The 15,708-nt window shown below is 41.1% G+C and carries 18 protein-coding genes; 12 read left to right on the forward strand and 6 right to left on the reverse strand.

What is annotated here, in order from left to right:
* The first annotated feature begins 1 nt into the window (after position 1).
* From HMPREF3020_RS01310 to fdhF, 7 genes are all read left to right on the forward strand, one after another.
* A complete protein-coding gene (locus tag HMPREF3020_RS01310) occupies positions 2 to 1,540 on the forward strand; it encodes a hydrogenase 4 subunit F (RefSeq protein ID WP_070775308.1) in 1,539 nt (512 codons plus the stop codon).
* A 20-nt stretch (positions 1,541 to 1,560) separates the two neighbouring features.
* Positions 1,561 to 3,291, forward strand: coding sequence for a hydrogenase large subunit (locus HMPREF3020_RS01315; protein WP_049365604.1), 1,731 nt, complete (start codon positions 1,561 to 1,563; stop codon positions 3,289 to 3,291).
* A gap of 12 nt (positions 3,292 to 3,303) precedes the next feature.
* Positions 3,304 to 3,951: a formate hydrogenlyase complex iron-sulfur subunit gene (locus HMPREF3020_RS01320; protein WP_070775309.1), complete on the forward strand. Its 648-nt coding sequence runs from the start codon at positions 3,304 to 3,306 to the stop codon at positions 3,949 to 3,951.
* Positions 3,948 to 4,724, forward strand: a complete 777-nt coding sequence (locus HMPREF3020_RS01325; RefSeq protein ID WP_070590791.1) for an NADH-quinone oxidoreductase subunit B family protein — start codon at positions 3,948 to 3,950, stop codon at positions 4,722 to 4,724. The genes HMPREF3020_RS01320 and HMPREF3020_RS01325 overlap by 4 nt, the downstream gene beginning before the upstream one ends.
* A 44-nt stretch (positions 4,725 to 4,768) precedes the next feature.
* Positions 4,769 to 5,176: a formate hydrogenlyase maturation HycH family protein gene (locus tag HMPREF3020_RS01330; protein WP_049367961.1), complete on the forward strand. Its 408-nt coding sequence runs from the start codon at positions 4,769 to 4,771 to the stop codon at positions 5,174 to 5,176.
* Positions 5,166 to 5,624 (forward strand): hydrogenase maturation peptidase HycI, encoded by a 459-nt coding sequence (gene hycI, locus HMPREF3020_RS01335; protein ID WP_005697644.1) that lies wholly within the window; start codon positions 5,166 to 5,168, stop codon positions 5,622 to 5,624. Before HMPREF3020_RS01330 ends, hycI begins: the two co-directional genes overlap by 11 nt.
* 183 nt (positions 5,625 to 5,807) lie before the next feature.
* The gene (gene fdhF, locus HMPREF3020_RS01345; protein ID WP_083315415.1) at positions 5,808 to 7,961 is read left to right on the forward strand and encodes a formate dehydrogenase subunit alpha; all 2,154 of its coding nucleotides are present in this window, start codon (positions 5,808 to 5,810) and stop codon (positions 7,959 to 7,961) included.
* 84 nt (positions 7,962 to 8,045) lie between these two features.
* Here fdhF and HMPREF3020_RS01350 read toward each other — a convergent pair whose 3' ends face one another.
* The 5 genes from HMPREF3020_RS01350 to HMPREF3020_RS01370 are packed head-to-tail and all read right to left on the reverse strand — an operon-like array spanning position 8,046 to position 11,127.
* The gene (locus HMPREF3020_RS01350; protein ID WP_070775311.1) at positions 8,046 to 8,687 is read right to left on the reverse strand and encodes an energy-coupling factor ABC transporter ATP-binding protein; all 642 of its coding nucleotides are present in this window, start codon (positions 8,685 to 8,687) and stop codon (positions 8,046 to 8,048) included.
* Entirely contained in the window at positions 8,687 to 9,331 is a 645-nt protein-coding gene (locus HMPREF3020_RS01355) for an energy-coupling factor transporter transmembrane component T family protein (RefSeq protein ID WP_070775312.1), read from the reverse strand. Before HMPREF3020_RS01355 ends, HMPREF3020_RS01350 begins: the two co-directional genes overlap by 1 nt.
* The gene (gene cbiM, locus HMPREF3020_RS01360; protein ID WP_070775313.1) at positions 9,328 to 9,939 is read right to left on the reverse strand and encodes a cobalt transporter CbiM; all 612 of its coding nucleotides are present in this window, start codon (positions 9,937 to 9,939) and stop codon (positions 9,328 to 9,330) included. The genes HMPREF3020_RS01355 and cbiM overlap by 4 nt, the downstream gene beginning before the upstream one ends.
* Position 9,940: 1 nt before the next feature.
* The gene (locus HMPREF3020_RS01365) at positions 9,941 to 10,444 is read right to left on the reverse strand and encodes a hypothetical protein (RefSeq protein WP_070775314.1); all 504 of its coding nucleotides are present in this window, start codon (positions 10,442 to 10,444) and stop codon (positions 9,941 to 9,943) included.
* On the reverse strand, positions 10,444 to 11,127 hold the full coding sequence (locus HMPREF3020_RS01370) for a DUF4198 domain-containing protein (RefSeq protein ID WP_070775315.1): 684 nt from the start codon (positions 11,125 to 11,127) through the stop codon (positions 10,444 to 10,446). The genes HMPREF3020_RS01365 and HMPREF3020_RS01370 overlap by 1 nt, the downstream gene beginning before the upstream one ends.
* An 86-nt stretch (positions 11,128 to 11,213) precedes the next feature.
* Here HMPREF3020_RS01370 and HMPREF3020_RS01375 point away from each other — a divergent pair, with 86 nt between their 5' ends.
* The 5 genes from HMPREF3020_RS01375 (at position 11,214) to hypE (ending at position 15,238) form a co-directional block, all read left to right on the forward strand.
* Positions 11,214 to 11,627 (forward strand): MerR family transcriptional regulator, encoded by a 414-nt coding sequence (locus HMPREF3020_RS01375; RefSeq protein ID WP_005697590.1) that lies wholly within the window; start codon positions 11,214 to 11,216, stop codon positions 11,625 to 11,627.
* A gap of 136 nt (positions 11,628 to 11,763) precedes the next feature.
* Positions 11,764 to 12,105, forward strand: coding sequence for a hydrogenase maturation nickel metallochaperone HypA (gene hypA, locus HMPREF3020_RS01380; RefSeq protein ID WP_049367967.1), 342 nt, complete (start codon positions 11,764 to 11,766; stop codon positions 12,103 to 12,105).
* Positions 12,106 to 12,291: 186 nt separating this feature from the next.
* A complete protein-coding gene (gene hypB, locus HMPREF3020_RS01385; RefSeq protein ID WP_070775316.1) occupies positions 12,292 to 13,098 on the forward strand; it encodes a hydrogenase nickel incorporation protein HypB in 807 nt (268 codons plus the stop codon).
* Between the two features lie 9 nt (positions 13,099 to 13,107).
* Positions 13,108 to 14,220, forward strand: coding sequence for a hydrogenase formation protein HypD (hypD, locus tag HMPREF3020_RS01390; RefSeq protein ID WP_049385153.1), 1,113 nt, complete (start codon positions 13,108 to 13,110; stop codon positions 14,218 to 14,220).
* Between the two features lie 4 nt (positions 14,221 to 14,224).
* Positions 14,225 to 15,238, forward strand: coding sequence for a hydrogenase expression/formation protein HypE (hypE, locus tag HMPREF3020_RS01395; RefSeq protein WP_070775317.1), 1,014 nt, complete (start codon positions 14,225 to 14,227; stop codon positions 15,236 to 15,238).
* Between the two features lie 67 nt (positions 15,239 to 15,305).
* Here hypE and HMPREF3020_RS01400 read toward each other — a convergent pair whose 3' ends face one another.
* Positions 15,306 to 15,629 (reverse strand): HI1450 family dsDNA-mimic protein, encoded by a 324-nt coding sequence (locus tag HMPREF3020_RS01400; protein ID WP_049385155.1) that lies wholly within the window; start codon positions 15,627 to 15,629, stop codon positions 15,306 to 15,308.
* Positions 15,630 to 15,708: the final 79 nt, after the last annotated feature.

Genomic DNA, 15,708 nt, shown 5'->3' on the forward strand with positions numbered 1-15,708 from the left:
TATGTATGAACAATGGATAATCGCGTTATTAATCGCACCTTTAGCAATATCACTTGCCAGTTTCGCTTGTGGCGTGACAAAAGCACGGACAATTTGTACCGCACTTCATATTACAGGTTTGATTTTGATGTTAGCATTTGCCTTACAAGTTATTAATGGCGTGCTAACTCAGGGGGAAATCAGTGCATTAAATAACTGGGTTTACATCGACAGTCTATCTGCTATTTTCTTAGGTCTCATCGCTATTGTCGGAACATTAGCCGGTATTTATTCTATCGGCTACATTGGTACGGAATATCGCGAAGGGCATCTTGATTTGAAAACATATTGCAATTATTACGGCTTTTTGCATTTGTTTTTCTTTACCATGATTATTTCTGTGATCACCAATAATGTGATTTTGATGTGGGCAGCCATTGAAGCAACTACATTAAGTTCTGCATTCTTGGTCGGCACATACAAACAAAAAACCTCTCTTGAGGCAGCATGGAAATACATCATTATTTGTTCAGTTGGTGTGGCGTTTGGATTGTATGGCACAATTTTAACGTTCTCTAATGGAACTAATCTTTTAACTGACCCAAGCCAAGCTATTTTCTGGACAGAAATCAATCAACAGGCAGCGGGTTTGAATCCAATGCTCATGTATCTTGCTTTTGCCTTTATTTTGGTTGGGTTTGGTACTAAATGCGGTCTATTCCCAATGCATACTTGGTTGTCTGATGCACACAGTGAGGCACCAAGTCCAGTGAGTGCGATTCTATCAGCTGTATTATTGAATTGTGCCATGTTGGTGGTATTGCGTTATTACATCTTAGTTTCTAAAGCAGTCGGTTCTACATACCCGCAAACCTTATTGTTGGTATTTGGTTTACTCTCTGTATTAGTGGCGGCGTTGTTTATTATCGTCCAATTCGACATCAAACGTTTATTGGCATATTCCAGTATTGAAAACATGGGGTTAATTAGCTTTGCCTTTGGTTTAGGTGGCCCAATCGGTGTATTTGCGGGTTTATTACATACCATCAACCATAGTTTAGCGAAAACCTTGTTATTCTGTGCTTCAGGTAACATATTATTAAAATATAAAACCCGTGATATGAACCAAGTACGTGGTTTATGGCGTGTAGCACCAATGACGGCGGTGTTATTTGCCGGTGGTGCATTAGCACTAGGTGGTATCCCACCATTTAACGTGTTCGTCAGTGAATTCAGTATTGCTGTTGCCGGTATTTACGCAGGTAAAACTTGGTTAATGGTGTTCTGTTTAATTTTACTCACTATCGTGTTAGCTGGATTGTCTTTGATGGTATTAAAAACCGTATTAGGCAAACAACCGGATAATGTTGAAGTGGGGGATGTGAACAAAGTTTCACTCGTGGCGATGGCAATTTTACTGTTATTCATGTTTATTATGGGTATTCATATTGCCGAACCAATTTTGCAGTTATTAAAAAGTGCGGTCGGAATTGTACTCGGATCTGAACAAGTGTCTTTTGGTGAAATGTTAGTTTTACCTTGGCAAAGTTTAGCGCAATGATCGACAGGAGGGATAAATATATGGAATTAACTAAAAATACATCAGTCGATCCAGCCAAAATGATTGGCAAAAATTACATTGAAGCAGTCAATGCAAAATTTCCAAATACCATTTTGGATGAGGAGTGGTCAACACCCAATCAGGTTACACTTACCATTAAAACCAATATGTTACCTGATGTTGTTGAATACCTTTATTATCAACATGAAGGTTGGTTACCGTTGGTATTCGGGAATGATGAACGTTCAATTCATGGCAACTATGCAGTGTACTACGTGCTTTCCATGGAAGGGGAAGTGAAAACTTTTATCACTATTAAAGCCTTAGTTGATCCTGTGAGCTTAGAATTTCCGTCTGTGACACCAAAAGTCAAAGCGGCTGTTTGGGGCGAACGTGAATTATTCGATATGTATGGTTTGAAAGCCGTCGGTTTACCAGACCAACGCCGCTTAGTGTTGCCAGATGATTGGCCGGATGATCTTTATCCATTACGTAAAGACTCAATGGATTACCGTTTACGTCCCGATCCGACAACTGCGACAGAAACATACGAATTTATTAACGAAAAAGGCGAAGCACGTATCGTTCCACTTGGCCCGTTACATATCACTTCCGATGAACCTGGACACTTCCGTTTGTTCGTGGATGGGGAAGATATCATTGATGCGGACTATCGTTTGTTCTATGTGCACCGTGGTATGGAAAAATTGGCAGAAACCCGTATGGATTACGACCAAGTTAACTTCCTTGCTGACCGTGTGTGCGGAATTTGTGGTTTCACACATAGTGTGGCCTACGCCAATTCTGTGGAAAGCGCTTTAGGGATTCAAATTCCAAAACGCGCTGAATGGATTCGTGCGATTTTATTAGAAGTAGAACGTTTACACAGTCACTTATTAAACTTAGGTCTATCTAGTCACTTTACCGGCTTTGATACTGGCTTTATGCAATTCTTCCGCGTTCGTGAGAAATCTATGACCTTGGCAGAAGTGCTAACCGGTGCACGTAAAACCTATGGTATTAACCTAATCGGCGGTGTGCGTCGTGACATGTTGAAACATCAACGTGAGCAATGTATCAAACTTATCGGCGAAATGCGTGAAGAACTTAAAACCTTAACCGATATTTTATTAAATACACCGAATATGGAACAACGTACGGTGGGTGTCGGTGTCTTGGCAAAAGATATCGCGCGTGACTTTAGCCCGGTTGGTCCAATGATTCGTGGTTCTGGCTTTGCGCGTGATGTGCGTAAAGTACACCCATTCTCCGGTTATGGCGATATCCCTTTCAATCTCTTCACTGAAGCAAATGGTGATGTATTATCCCGTGTGAAAGTGCGGATTAATGAAGTGTTTGAGTCTATGAATATCATTGATTACATGGTGGACAATTTGCCGAGTGGTGAAATCTTAAAAGAAGGTTTCAATTATACGCCAGGACGTTTTGCTTTAGGGATTACGGAAGCGCCACGTGGTGAGGATATTCACTGGTCAATGCTAGGCGACAACCAAAAACTTTTCCGTTGGCGTTGTCGTGCTGCCACTTATGCTAACTGGCCAACCTTGCGCTATATGTTGCGTGGCAACACTGTGTCTGATGCGCCACTTATTATTGGTAGTCTTGACCCTTGCTATTCTTGTACCGACCGTGTCACCGTGGTGGATGTACGTAAACGCAAAGCGAAAACCGTGGATTATAAAGAGATTGAACGCTACGGTATCGAACGTAAAAATTCACCATTGAAATAGGGGAGGCGGAAAATGTTTAAATTACTAAAAACGGTATTTAAAGCCGGTGATGTTACCACCAAATATCCGTTCAAACCTTATGAAGTTGATGATGATTTTAGAGGAAAACCGGAACTCAATTCTGATCAATGTATAGTCTGCGCGGCTTGTACCATTGCCTGTCCAGCCAATGCGTTGACCATGAGAACGGATCCAGTGACAGGCGAACGTACCTGGTCATTATTCCTTGGTCGTTGTATTTTCTGTGGCCGTTGCGAAGAGGTTTGCCCAACTAAGGCGATTCGATTAACACAAGACTTTGAATTATCAGTGACCAATAAACAGGATCTTTTCCAAGAAACAACCTTTGCAACAGTAACTTGTCAGGAATGTGGTAAACCGTTTATTTCTTATAAAGAATTGAATTACACCATTGATTTATTCAAACAAACTTTGGATAAACCTGAATTAGTGAAACAAAAATTGGCGGAGTTGCATACTTGTCCGGTTTGTAAACGTCAGCACAGCTTAGAAAAAACCGCGAATATGGAATCCAATATGCGGATGAAATTAATCGACTTTAAAGAGCCGGTTCGTTTGAATTTCAAAAAAGCGCTCGAGCAACGAGAACAAAGTGCGGTTGATTTACCTAACGTTTTAGCAGGAGGCGAAAGACGATGAACACACAAATTCCAATGCCGGTCAATGGCATATCAACACCGTTTAGTATTGATGAAAATATTGCCAAAATGAAACAAACGTTGCTGAAAGATATTCAACGTTCAGCTTACGTTTATCGTGTGGACTGCGGCGGTTGTAATGGGTGTGAAATCGAAATATTCAGTACCATTACGCCAACATTCGATGCAGAACGTTTTGGTATTAAAGTAGTAGCTTCACCTCGTCATGCGGACATTTTATTGTTCACTGGTGCGGTCACCCGTGCGATGCGTACGCCAGCAATGCGTGCTTACCAAGCTGCTCCCGATCCTAAAATCTGTATTTCTTACGGTGCTTGTGGTTGTGGTGGCGGTATTTTCCATGATCTTTATTGTGTTTGGGGTGGTAGTGATCAAATCGTACCGATCGATGTGTACATCCCTGGCTGTCCTCCGACCCCAGCAGCGACAATTTATGGATTCGCGGTAGCACTAGGCTTGCTTGATCAAAAGCTCAAAGGTAAACAAGAAAAAGCGGATCCTAACGCAGAAGCTAAATTACGTTTCCCAACTATTCCGTTGGATTTGCGTATTAGTCTTGAACGTGAAGCACGTCGTCTTGCTGGTTATCGTCAAGGTGGCAACATCGCTAACCAATTTATGGCAATGATGACAGAAAATGACAAAGTGCCATTTGGTGTACGTTTAGGTGAATACCTAGAACGCGAAGCCGATCCGCGTTTAAGCGAAATCGTCAATCGTTTGCATGCGATTAGTATGCCGTTTTCGGGATAATTAATGATGGGGCAAGTGATTGCCCCTATAAAAATGGGAATGTTATGACAACGAAAGTCTTTTTCTATTTATTAAACGAACGTTTCGTCGAAAACGATGAACAGGTGCCAGAGCAAGCAAAACAGGTGATGTATTACTCTTTGGCGATTGGTCACCATGTTGGCGTAATTGATTGTTTTAAAAAATTACTGGTTTGTGACTACGATGCTTATCAACGTTTTGTAGATAGCTTTCCAGAAGGGGATGCTAAACGTAAATTTGCCGGCTTAATGCGATTCGGTGAAATAGTGATTGATTCTAGCCATGTCAATTTATTGGCGAAAGCGATGGATGAAAATAAAGCAAATTTCACCCCAGAACATCAAGAGTGGGTCGAAATTCTGATGAATACGTTAGCATCAATTCAGCGTGAACCTGTGATGTATATTATGGTGAAACGTCGTGACGAATAATGTGATCTTAACCGTTGGCAACAGCATGATGGGGGATGACGGTGCGGGCCCTTATCTCTATCAGCTATTGAATGAAAATCCATTGCCAAATTGGACCGCACTTGACGGTGGCTCAGCACCGGAAAATGTTGCACATATTGTGCGAGACATGAAACCCGATTTGCTTTTAATTTTCGATGCGGCTGATATGGAATTAGCGCCGGGCAAAATCCGAATCATTGAAAAAGAGAGCATTGCTGAAATGTTTTTCATGAGTACGCATAATATGCCGCTCAATTACCTCATCGAGCAACTGGAACAAGATATTAAACAAATTGTTTTTGTGGGGCTCCAGCCCGATCTGGTTTCCTTTGGTTTTCCGATGACAGAAAGCGTAAAAGAGTCTGTGCAATTTATGTATGATTTTTTAAAAGAAGGAAGATCGCTTGAAGAGATTCCTGTTTTGTAAAAAAGTGAGGGTGATTTTCTAAACATATTTTAAAAATATTACGAAAACCTGTTTTATATCAATAAATCCATGTTTTTTGTAAGACTATAAACTGATTTTGGGTGTAATATATACCCAGAATTAATTATTCTAATTCTATCTCTAACCTCGTGTTGTATCTAAAATAAGGACGTTACTATGGCTATTAAAAAAGTAATTACCGTATGTCCGTATTGTGCCTCAGGTTGTAAAATCCATCTTTTGGTGGAAAACAACAAAATTGTGGGAGCTGAAGGTGCAAACGGCAAGACAAACGAAGGGGAGTTATGCCTAAAAGGATATTATGGCTGGGATTTTGTGCATGATACAAAAATCCTGACTCCTCGCCTGACTCAACCGATGATCCGCTACAAACGTGGCGAACCATTCACACCAGTGAGCTGGGAAGAAGCAATTTCTTACACAGCAAAACGTCTTAGTGAAATCAAAGAAAAGTACGGTAACGAATCGATTATGGTGACGGGCTCTTCCCGTGGACCAGGCAACGAAGTGAACTTCGTGATGCAAAAATTCGCCCGTGCGGTATTAGGAAATAACAACATTGACTGTTGTGCGCGCGTGTGACACGGCCCTTCTGTAACAGGTCTGCTCAAATCGGTCGGTAACGGCGCAATGTCCAACTCAATTGTTGAGATTGAAGATACCAAATGCGTATTTATTTTTGGCTATAATGCCTCCACTTCACACCCTATTGTGGCGCGTCGGATTAACCACGCCAAAGCAAAAGGGGCGAAAATCATTGTTTGTGACCCTCGTAAAATCGAAACAGCCCGTATTGCGGATATTTATGCACCGCTTGCTAACGGGTCTAACGTCGCATTCTTGAATGCGATGATGAATGTGATTTTGGAAGAAGGGTTACAAGATCAAAAATTTATTGATGAACACACCGAAAACTTCGATGCGTTCTATGAAACCGTGAAAGCTTATACACCGGAATCCACACAACATATTACCGGTATTGAACCTGAAATGTTGCGTGAAATTGCCCGCACTTATGCAAAAGCGGAAACTGCTACTATCTTATGGGGTATGGGTGTTTGCCAATTCCGTCAAGGTGTAGAAACCGTACGTGCATTAGCAAGCTTGGCAATGCTTACCGGTAACTTAGGTAAACCAAATGTTGGTGTAAACCCAGTGCGTGGCCAAAATAACGTACAGGGTGCGTGCGATATGGGTGCGTTATTCAACACATTACCAGGCTATCAAAGTTTTGCTGACCCAGAAATTAATGCGAAATTTGCGAAAGCGTGGGGCGTACCGTCTATTCCAAGCAAACCAGGTGTACCGTTGAGTGAAGTACCTGAAGCGATCATGGAAGATAAAATTAAAGCATTCTATATCATGGGTGAAGATACATTACAAACTGAGCCTGATATTAATGCGGTTAAAAAAGCCTTCGAGAAAGTTGAACTTCTCATCGTTCAAGATATCTTCATGACTCAAACAGCCGCAGAAGCAGATATTTTATTACCTGCGACTTCTTGTGCTGAACATGAAGGTGTATATAGTGCTGCTGACCGTGGTTTCCAACGTTTCTATAAAGCCGTTGAACCAACTGGCAACGTCAAGGATGACTGGGTAATCATTAGCGAACTTGCTACAGCAATGGGCTACCCAATGCACTATAACAATACCAAAGAAATTTGGGATGAACTTCGTTCGCTTTGTCCAATTTATAAAGGGGCAACTTACGAAAAAATGGAAGGCTTGGGTTATATCCAATGGCCATGTACTGATGAAGGCCCTGAAGATCAAGGCACAACATACTTGTATAAAGGCCAAATCTTCGACCGTCCGAACGGCAAAGCTGAGTTTTTCGCCTGTGACTGGGAGCCACCGATGGAAGATCTTTCTGAAGAGTTCCCATTGGTACTTTCTACCGTGCGTGAAGTCGGTCACTATTCTTGCCGTTCAATGACCGGTAACTGCCGCGCTCTAGCTGCACTTGCGGATGAGCCGGGATTCGTACAAATGAACGATCAAGATGCCAAAGAATTAGGTATTAAAAATAACGACTTGGTTTGGATTGCTTCTCCGCGTGGTAAAGTAATTTCTCGCGCAGATGTGAGTACGCGTACAAACAAAGGTGCTTGTTATATGACCTATCAATGGTGGATCGGTAAATGTAACGAATTAACCGCTGAACATTTGAACCCGGGTTCTAGAACACCGGAATACAAATACAGCGCGGTTCGTATCGAGAAAATCGAAGACCAAGCCTGGGCTGAACGCTATGTGGTAACTGAATATGCGAAATTAAAAAATCGCTTAAAAGAAACCGCACTTGTGGCTTGATTAGCGTCATAAATGAATGACGGGCGAACTTAAATGGTTCGCCCGTTTTTTATTGAATTATTTCCTTACGAATTATGAACGCATTTAGCCATCGTTATCCGTAGCTAAAGATAAACAGGAATCCGCTAGTGTTTCACTAAAGTGTAAATCATGTGAAGCAATAAGCATTGGCAACTGTAATTCGCGTAAAAGTGCGGTCAGTTTGGCGATATTTTTTACATCGAGTCCATTCGTTGGCTCATCAAGTAATAATACTTTTGGCTGCATCGCCAGTACGCCCGCCAGAGCTGTAAAATTCTGTTCACCACCAGATAAGGTATTCACAGAGCGATCTTTTAATCCAACAATATTCAGACGTTCCAATTGCTGTAATGCAATTTGATAGGCTTCATCTCTGTTTAACCCTTGATTGAGTGGACCAAAGGCCACATCATCAAGTACGGTTGGACCAAAAAGTTGATCGCCCGCATGCTGGAAACAGATGCCTATTTTTCCACGCAATGGTACAAAATCTTTTTCTTGTCGACATAGATTACCGAACCAGCGAATTTCTCCTTGTTGGTAAGGTATAAAACCTAATAAGCAATGTAGTAATGTCGATTTCCCACAACCAATATCACCTTGTAAAAAAAGGCGATGGCCTTCAGGAAGTTCAAAAGAAAGGTTATCAATAATCACGCGCTGGTCACGCATGATCTGTAATTGTTTGACTTCGAGGACGTTCATCAAGATTTATCCTGTGTTTTTTTCACATTATGCAGATGAAAGCCACGAGCTTTTAGCGCCATTTCTGTTTTTTCTGCTTTAACGAGAGCGTGAATTAATAATAATGCCACACGTTGCGCGGCGATAAATAAGGTTCTACCGTTAAGTTTTGGCTGGTATCCGCGCGCACGCATTGCCATATCCATTTTTTTATGTACATCACCAAGTACAGAAATATAACGCACGGTCAGAACAAATAGGTGAAGTAGTTTTTCAGGCAATGGCAAACGACACAGCGCTTGCAATAAAAGGCTCTCGTTCATATCAATTAACAAGAGGCGAGTTAAGCTTAAAATTAAATTAAAACGTAGCGTGATGAGTAGCGCGAGCTGAATACCCATTGGATTTAATGCTAAGCCTTGTTCAGTGATTTTCCAACTTAAGGTCAACCAAACAAGCAAAGTGAAGAAATTCAGTTTCAGCCAATATTTGAAATAACCGGTGAGGGATTTTCGATAGCGTATTAGCGCAATAAGTAATCCGATGAATATGAGCAGATTAAGGATAATAAGCGTTGAAATATGTGTCATTGTGCTGACGATAAGTCCACACAAAAACACATAAATTAATCGTAAGTGCGGTTGAAAAATAGCAAGGAAATTCATTTCACCACACTGAGCGCTGTTGGATACATTTTGTTTAACAATAAGACCACACCGACACTGACGATACTGTCGATAATAAATACGGGAATATGTGATATCACTAGAAGCATGATCAGATCGCTATAGGCTTTACCGCCATCCAGAGCCAAGACTAAAGAAGCGAGCAAGGCTGAACCGCCAACTCCGATCACACCAGCACCAATACCTGCTGCAATTTGAGTGCGACGGGAATTGTCATTTTCAAGTCTTTTTGCAAATAGCCAATGTACAAGAAGGGCAGGTAATGCCATCACGCATAAATTGACACCTAATACAGCAAATCCCCCAAAGGAAAAGAGCAGAGCTTGTAATACCAATGCGATTAAAAAAGCAGGGAAAACGGCCCAGCCGAGAAACAGGCCGGCCATGCCGTTTAAGATGAGATGCACGCTACCAATGCCTACCGGTACATGAATGGTTCCAGCAACAAAAAAAGCAGCGGCAAACAATGCTGTTAGCGGCAATTGCTGCGAATTGAGTCGTTTAAGACCAATCATTACGCAGACTAATGCGACAGCTGCACCACCAAGCAATACGGGTGTATGCAACACACCTTCCGATAAATGCATATTATCTTTCCTTAGATTGCGACGCACGCGTCATCTTTGAGGCTCTAATCAATGCCCATAAGCCAAAAATACCAACAATATAGCCGATACCGCCAATAATATCGTGCAGGTAAATTTTGTCTTTTAATTTAGAAATATCTTCGCGGACCAATATCAATGCATTGTCACTGTTATTAGTGGTTTGCGCAGATACTTTGTTGGCAACTATTGAGGCACGATGTCCTTCTTCACCTTCTATCACTACTTTAATGGCACCTTCGGCAGTGGTATTGATCGGATAGGCAAATTGCCCATCGCGATCCGTTTTACCTTCCAATAGAGGGGAGTCCTGGCCAGCTTGCAAAATCTCCATATAGGTTTCTGCCGCTGGGGTCATATCGGAATAATAGGCTTTGCCAGAAACTGTGCGTCCATCATATTGTGCAAAAACATGCAAACTATGAGCCAATGCTGATGGTGCGCACAGCCAGGTGAAAAGTGCGGTTAAAAATACAACTCTTTTCATTATTTCGCGTCAAAAGTTAGCATATATTCAACACTACGTTTGGTATAGTCAGGATTGTCTTTAACTGGCTCGTCAAATTCAGCCCAAACTTTGTTATAACCCGCTTTAGGGGTGAATTGTGCGATACCTTTTTCATTGGTTAAGTTGAATGGGTGATCTTCGCCTAAACCTACTTTGATGCCTTGCACAGGTTTACCTTTTACTAACACGAGAATATCAAGTGGTTGTCCCGCTTTTGGTTCACTTTGAGGGATTAATTCATAATCCATGTTGTGTGATTTATTTGCTTGAGCATCCCAGTGTAAAATCGCTTTGCCGAATTTGACTGGGTTAACACTGAGTACAGCTTCAGGTGCTTGCTGTTTGGTTTTTTCGACATATTTACCGCTTGGCAATTTTGACCAAACGCCATTATCAAAGCGAATAAATGCGATGGCCGCATCAGGTGCAGCAAAGTGTGCTTCGCCTTCTTTAAAGTTTACTGTGGCATTTTGCAATTGGCCTTTAGCATCAAGTAGGCGTACCGCTTTTAATTTGCTTTGAGGATAGGTTTCAGTTTCCTCATGACCAAATTTAACCACATATTGCCCTTTTACATCCTTAACGGGCTCCAACCAAACATTATGTGCATTAGCGAGTGAAGCACCGAATAGTGCTGTGATAAGTAATGCTGTTTTTTTCATGGAAGTTCTCCTTTTCTAACATGTGAATACTGTGATAAAGTATAAAATATGAAGTAACTTCAGAGTCAAGTGTAATTTAATAAAAAATGAAAATTGGTCAGCTAGCCAATATCGTTGGCTGTACGGTAGAAGCCGTACGTTTCTATGAAAAGCAAGGATTAATCGAACCCGCCAAGCGAACAAGTGGTAATTTTCGCGTTTATACGGAAGAGCATTTGAAACAACTTTCTTTCATTTGCTATTGCCGCAGTTTGGATATTTCACTAAAAGAAATCAAAATGTTGCTCAATCCTCAATGTGCTACTCAAGAGCAGGAAAGGGAAATTAATGAGCTGCTAGATCGACATATTCGAGAAGTATCAAAACGGATCCATGAATTGGCTCACTTGAGAATTCGCTTAATTCAGCTCAAAGGCAAATGTAGCCAGTTTGAACAAAATAATGATTTAATGAATACTTTATTGCAACATAGCGGTATTAATTTTGTGCCACTAAAATGATTTCTTGTACGAGTACCAGTAAAAATTTTTCAAACAACGTTTAAATATCGAACAACGAAACACAGAAATGCTGAAAATAAACATCAAAAAAGAGTAAAATTGGAACAGACTGCTTTTTTATTTTAAGGAGAAAATCATGCATGAGATGTCTCTCTGTCAGAATATTATGGAAATTATTGATCAACAACAGAAAAAGCATGAAATCCATGAAGTGACAGATATTTGGCTAGAAATTGGGGCACTGTCTTGTGTCGAGCAAAGTGCGGTAGAATTTTGCTTTGAAATTATGCGCAAAGATACCGTTGCTGAAAACTGTCAGTTACATTTTATTCATTTACCTGCGATTGCATGGTGCTGGCAATGTCAAAAGGAAGTTGAGATTGAAGCCTATCAAGATTGCTGTCCACATTGTCACAGTGCATGTTTACAACGTCGAAGTGGCACCGAATTTAGAGTGAAAGAAATTGCCGTAAAATAGCAAGACGTCTAAATTGGCAAATTTAACCTGATCTTTTGAATATAAAATACGCTAACTACTTGATAGTATGTATTTATCTCTCTTCAAAGAATATATTTAAGATAGAGAATATGGTATTCTAACGCATGTGAATTACCATAGATTCTAAGTATTTACAGAATAAACGAAACATTATTGAGGTGACTTATGTGTACAACCTGTGGCTGTGGCCATCCAGACCAAGTCAGAATCGGAGAATTACCGCATGTTCATCATGATTCCAATGCGCAACATGCAACAAAACTACCTAATTTTTCTCACTCCGCCTTCCGCATGCCAGACTCTCCACAACAAGATGAAACTCAGCAACGATTACTGAAAGTAGAACAAGATATTCTTGGCGCAAACAATCAATTAGCCGATATGAATCGTCGCTTTTTTGCCAATCAACACATTTTGGCACTTAACCTTGTTTCAAGTCCAGGTTCAGGCAAAACAACTTTGTTGACGACCACATTAAATGCATTAAAAAATGACTATCCTTGTTATGTGATCGAAGGGGATCAACAAACAGAAAATGATGCGGATCGTATTCGTCAAACGGGTGTGCCGGCGATTCAAGTTAATACGGGAAAAGGTTGTCATTTAGATGCACAAATGATTGGTAATGCATTGGTGAAATTGCAGCCACAGGAAAATAGTCTGATGTTTATTGAAAATGTCGGAAATCTAGTTTGTCCGTCAGAATTTGATTTAGGTGAGCATGCTAAAGTAGTGATTTTATCTGTAACAGAAGGCGAAGATAAACCACTCAAATATCCACATATGTTTGCGGCTTCGAAGTTAATGATTTTAAACAAAGTAGATTTACTGCCGTACTTAAATTTCGATGTGGAAAAATGTATTGCTTATGCGAAACAAGTGAATCCCACAATTGAGGTCATCCAGTTGTCTTCTCAAAGTGGAGAAGGGTTACAGCAATGGCTAGATTGGTTAAAAGCGCAAGAACGATAGGAGCATCAAATGCAGTTTGTTGATGAATTTCGTGATCCTGAACTGGCTAAAAGTCTGTTACAGCGACTACAAAAAATAATGGAAAACCAACCGCACTTTACGCCAGAAAATCCGTTATATCTAATGGAGGTCTGCGGCGGACATACTCATACCATTTTTAAATTTGGGCTGGATCGTTTATTACCCAAAAGCATTGAATTTATTCACGGTCCAGGCTGCCCGGTGTGTGTATTACCGATGGGACGAATTGATGTATGTATTGAGATTGCTCGTCGCCCAGAAGTCATTTTCTGTACTTTCGGTGATGCGATGCGAGTACGCGGACGTCTAGGCTCGTTATTGGAAGCTAAAGCACAGGGTGCGGATGTTCGTATCGTTTATTCACCGCTCGATGCATTGAATATCGCATCAAATAATCCAGATAAAAAAGTCGTGTTCTTTTCACTTGGTTTTGAAACAACCATGCCGAGTGCTGCAATTACCTTGCAACAAGCGAAAAAACAGCAGGTAAAAAACTTTTTTGTGGTATGCCAAAATATTACCATCATCCCGACATTACACAGCTTATTGTCACAGGGACAAGTAAAGATTGATGGCTTTATTGCGCCAGGTCATGTCAGCATGGTGATTGGTTCTGAACCTTATCAAGAATTGTGTGACACCTATCATAAGCCTTTTGTGATCACTGGTTTTGAGCCTTTAGATATCCTACAAGCAATTTTAATGTTGGTGACACAGATTGTTGAACAACGCTGTGAAGTGGAAAATCAGTATAAACGTATTGTGCATCAACATGGCAATCTGTTGGCACAACGGGCAATCAGTGAAGTATTCCGCTTGAAAGCCAGTAGCGAATGGCGTGGATTGGGCGAAATTGCAGAATCTGGCGTAGAACTGACAGATGATTACCAATGCTTTGATGCAGAAGCGCATTTTGCTTGTCAGCCACATCAAGTTGCTGATGATCCAGATTCTCGTTGCGGTGATGTATTAATCGGTAAATGCAAGCCGGCTGATTGCCCATTATTTGCTAAAAAATGTAATCCAGACAATGCCTATGGTGCATTGATGGTGTCTTCTGAAGGGGCATGTGCAGCCTATTATCAATACAGACGGGAATAAAACAATGACTGATTTTATTACGATGGCACACGGAAATGGCGGTGCCACCATGCAAGAGTTGATCCGCGATTATTTTGTCGAGGCATTTGATAACCCGATACTTTCACAAGGTGAAGATCAGGCTCGCATTGCGTTACAAGAAATGAACGCTTTGGGTGGAACATTAGCTTTTTCAACTGACAGCTTTGTGATTGATCCGATTTTTTTCCCAGGTGGCGACATTGGTAAACTCGCTGTATGTGGTACCGCTAACGATGTCGCGGTATGCGGTGCCGTACCAAAATATTTGTCTTGTGGATTTATTTTAGAAGAAGGCTTGCCACTGGAAACCTTAAAAAAATTGATTCAATCGATGGCAAAAGCTTGTCAGTCAGCCGGTATTCAAGTGGTAACAGGTGATACCAAAGTGGTACAAAAAGGCGCGATAGATAAAGTGTTTATCAATACGGCAGGTATTGGTGTGATTCCAAACGGGCTCGACTGGGGCGTGCATCGTATTCAGCCTGGCGATCAGATTATTGTGAGTGGTACTTTGGGTGATCATGGTGCAACCATTTTGAATTTACGTGAAAATCTCGGTATTCAAACTGATTTATGCAGTGATTGCGCCGTGCTTGCACCGCTTATTGATTGTATTCGTCCGATTGAAGGCGTGAAAGCCGTACGCGATGCGACCCGTGGTGGTGTGAATGCGGTACTTCACGAATTTGCGCAGGCACAGAAAGTGGGGATTCAAATTGATGAAACGGTATTACCAATTCGTCAGGAAGTACGCGGTATTTGCGAATTACTCGGTTTGGATGCGTTGAATTTTGCTAATGAAGGCAAATTGGTAATTGTGGCAGATAAAGCAAAAACAGCTGAAATTCTGACCGCACTTCGTAACCATCCATTAGGTGAAAATGCGGCCGTAATCGGCGAGGTAACGACTGATGGCAAAGTTCGTGCAGTTGGTCTTTTCGGTCAAAGTCGTTTATTAGACTTACCACGCAACGAACCTTTACCACGCATTTGTTAAGCAAAAACCGGTTTAATTTTTAATTAAACCGGTTTTAGTTTGTAAATTGATATAGAGAGAAGAGTGATTATTTTTTCCAAATAACGTGGAATTCGCGATCTTCTTCTCGATGTGAAATTAAGAATTTTGCAAACACATCATCCATTTCATCTTTATCATTCACTAAACCCACCCAAACTTCAGCAAAAGCGTCAGGATCGATTAATACCCCAATTTCTTGTTCCCAATCGTCTGCTGTTTCGACAAACTCGACTGCACCACGATCTTCAAATTGCAGATTGAATAGCATAATATCAGCGGGATCGAGATTTTCGCCTGCCATTTCTAAGAAAATATCATAAGCAAGATCAATCGCTGCATCGGGATCGAGTTTTTGAATATCAGTTGTCATTGGGTTTTCCTTCATCAAGTAAATTGCGCGTATGATACCGCAAGAAATAGAAAACAAAAAGTACGGCCAAATTTATCAT

The organism is Haemophilus sp. HMSC068C11, assembly GCF_001815355.1.
Classification (GTDB): Bacteria; Pseudomonadota; Gammaproteobacteria; order Enterobacterales; family Pasteurellaceae; genus Haemophilus_D.

What these genes read in the sequence shown, in the direction of transcription:
- cbiM (WP_070775313.1), bottom strand. Translation starts at nt 9,939, where the DNA reads ATGCATTTATCGGAAGGTGTGTTGCATACACCCGTATTGCTTGGTGGT.
- HMPREF3020_RS01370 (WP_070775315.1), bottom strand. Translation starts at nt 11,127, where the DNA reads ATGAAAAAAACAGCATTACTTATCACAGCACTATTCGGTGCTTCACTC.
- HMPREF3020_RS01400 (WP_049385155.1), bottom strand. Translation starts at nt 15,629, where the DNA reads ATGACAACTGATATTCAAAAACTCGATCCCGATGCAGCGATTGATCTT.
- HMPREF3020_RS01320 (WP_070775309.1), top strand. Translation starts at nt 3,304, where the DNA reads ATGTTTAAATTACTAAAAACGGTATTTAAAGCCGGTGATGTTACCACC.
- HMPREF3020_RS01350 (WP_070775311.1), bottom strand. Translation starts at nt 8,687, where the DNA reads ATGAACGTCCTCGAAGTCAAACAATTACAGATCATGCGTGACCAGCGC.
- HMPREF3020_RS01375 (WP_005697590.1), top strand. Translation starts at nt 11,214, where the DNA reads ATGAAAATTGGTCAGCTAGCCAATATCGTTGGCTGTACGGTAGAAGCC.
- HMPREF3020_RS01315 (WP_049365604.1), top strand. Translation starts at nt 1,561, where the DNA reads ATGGAATTAACTAAAAATACATCAGTCGATCCAGCCAAAATGATTGGC.
- hypE (WP_070775317.1), top strand. Translation starts at nt 14,225, where the DNA reads ATGACTGATTTTATTACGATGGCACACGGAAATGGCGGTGCCACCATG.
- hypB (WP_070775316.1), top strand. Translation starts at nt 12,292, where the DNA reads ATGTGTACAACCTGTGGCTGTGGCCATCCAGACCAAGTCAGAATCGGA.
- HMPREF3020_RS01365 (WP_070775314.1), bottom strand. Translation starts at nt 10,444, where the DNA reads ATGAAAAGAGTTGTATTTTTAACCGCACTTTTCACCTGGCTGTGCGCA.
- HMPREF3020_RS01325 (WP_070590791.1), top strand. Translation starts at nt 3,948, where the DNA reads ATGAACACACAAATTCCAATGCCGGTCAATGGCATATCAACACCGTTT.
- HMPREF3020_RS01330 (WP_049367961.1), top strand. Translation starts at nt 4,769, where the DNA reads ATGACAACGAAAGTCTTTTTCTATTTATTAAACGAACGTTTCGTCGAA.
- hypA (WP_049367967.1), top strand. Translation starts at nt 11,764, where the DNA reads ATGCATGAGATGTCTCTCTGTCAGAATATTATGGAAATTATTGATCAA.
- hypD (WP_049385153.1), top strand. Translation starts at nt 13,108, where the DNA reads ATGCAGTTTGTTGATGAATTTCGTGATCCTGAACTGGCTAAAAGTCTG.
- HMPREF3020_RS01355 (WP_070775312.1), bottom strand. Translation starts at nt 9,331, where the DNA reads ATGAATTTCCTTGCTATTTTTCAACCGCACTTACGATTAATTTATGTG.
- HMPREF3020_RS01310 (WP_070775308.1), top strand. Translation starts at nt 2, where the DNA reads ATGTATGAACAATGGATAATCGCGTTATTAATCGCACCTTTAGCAATA.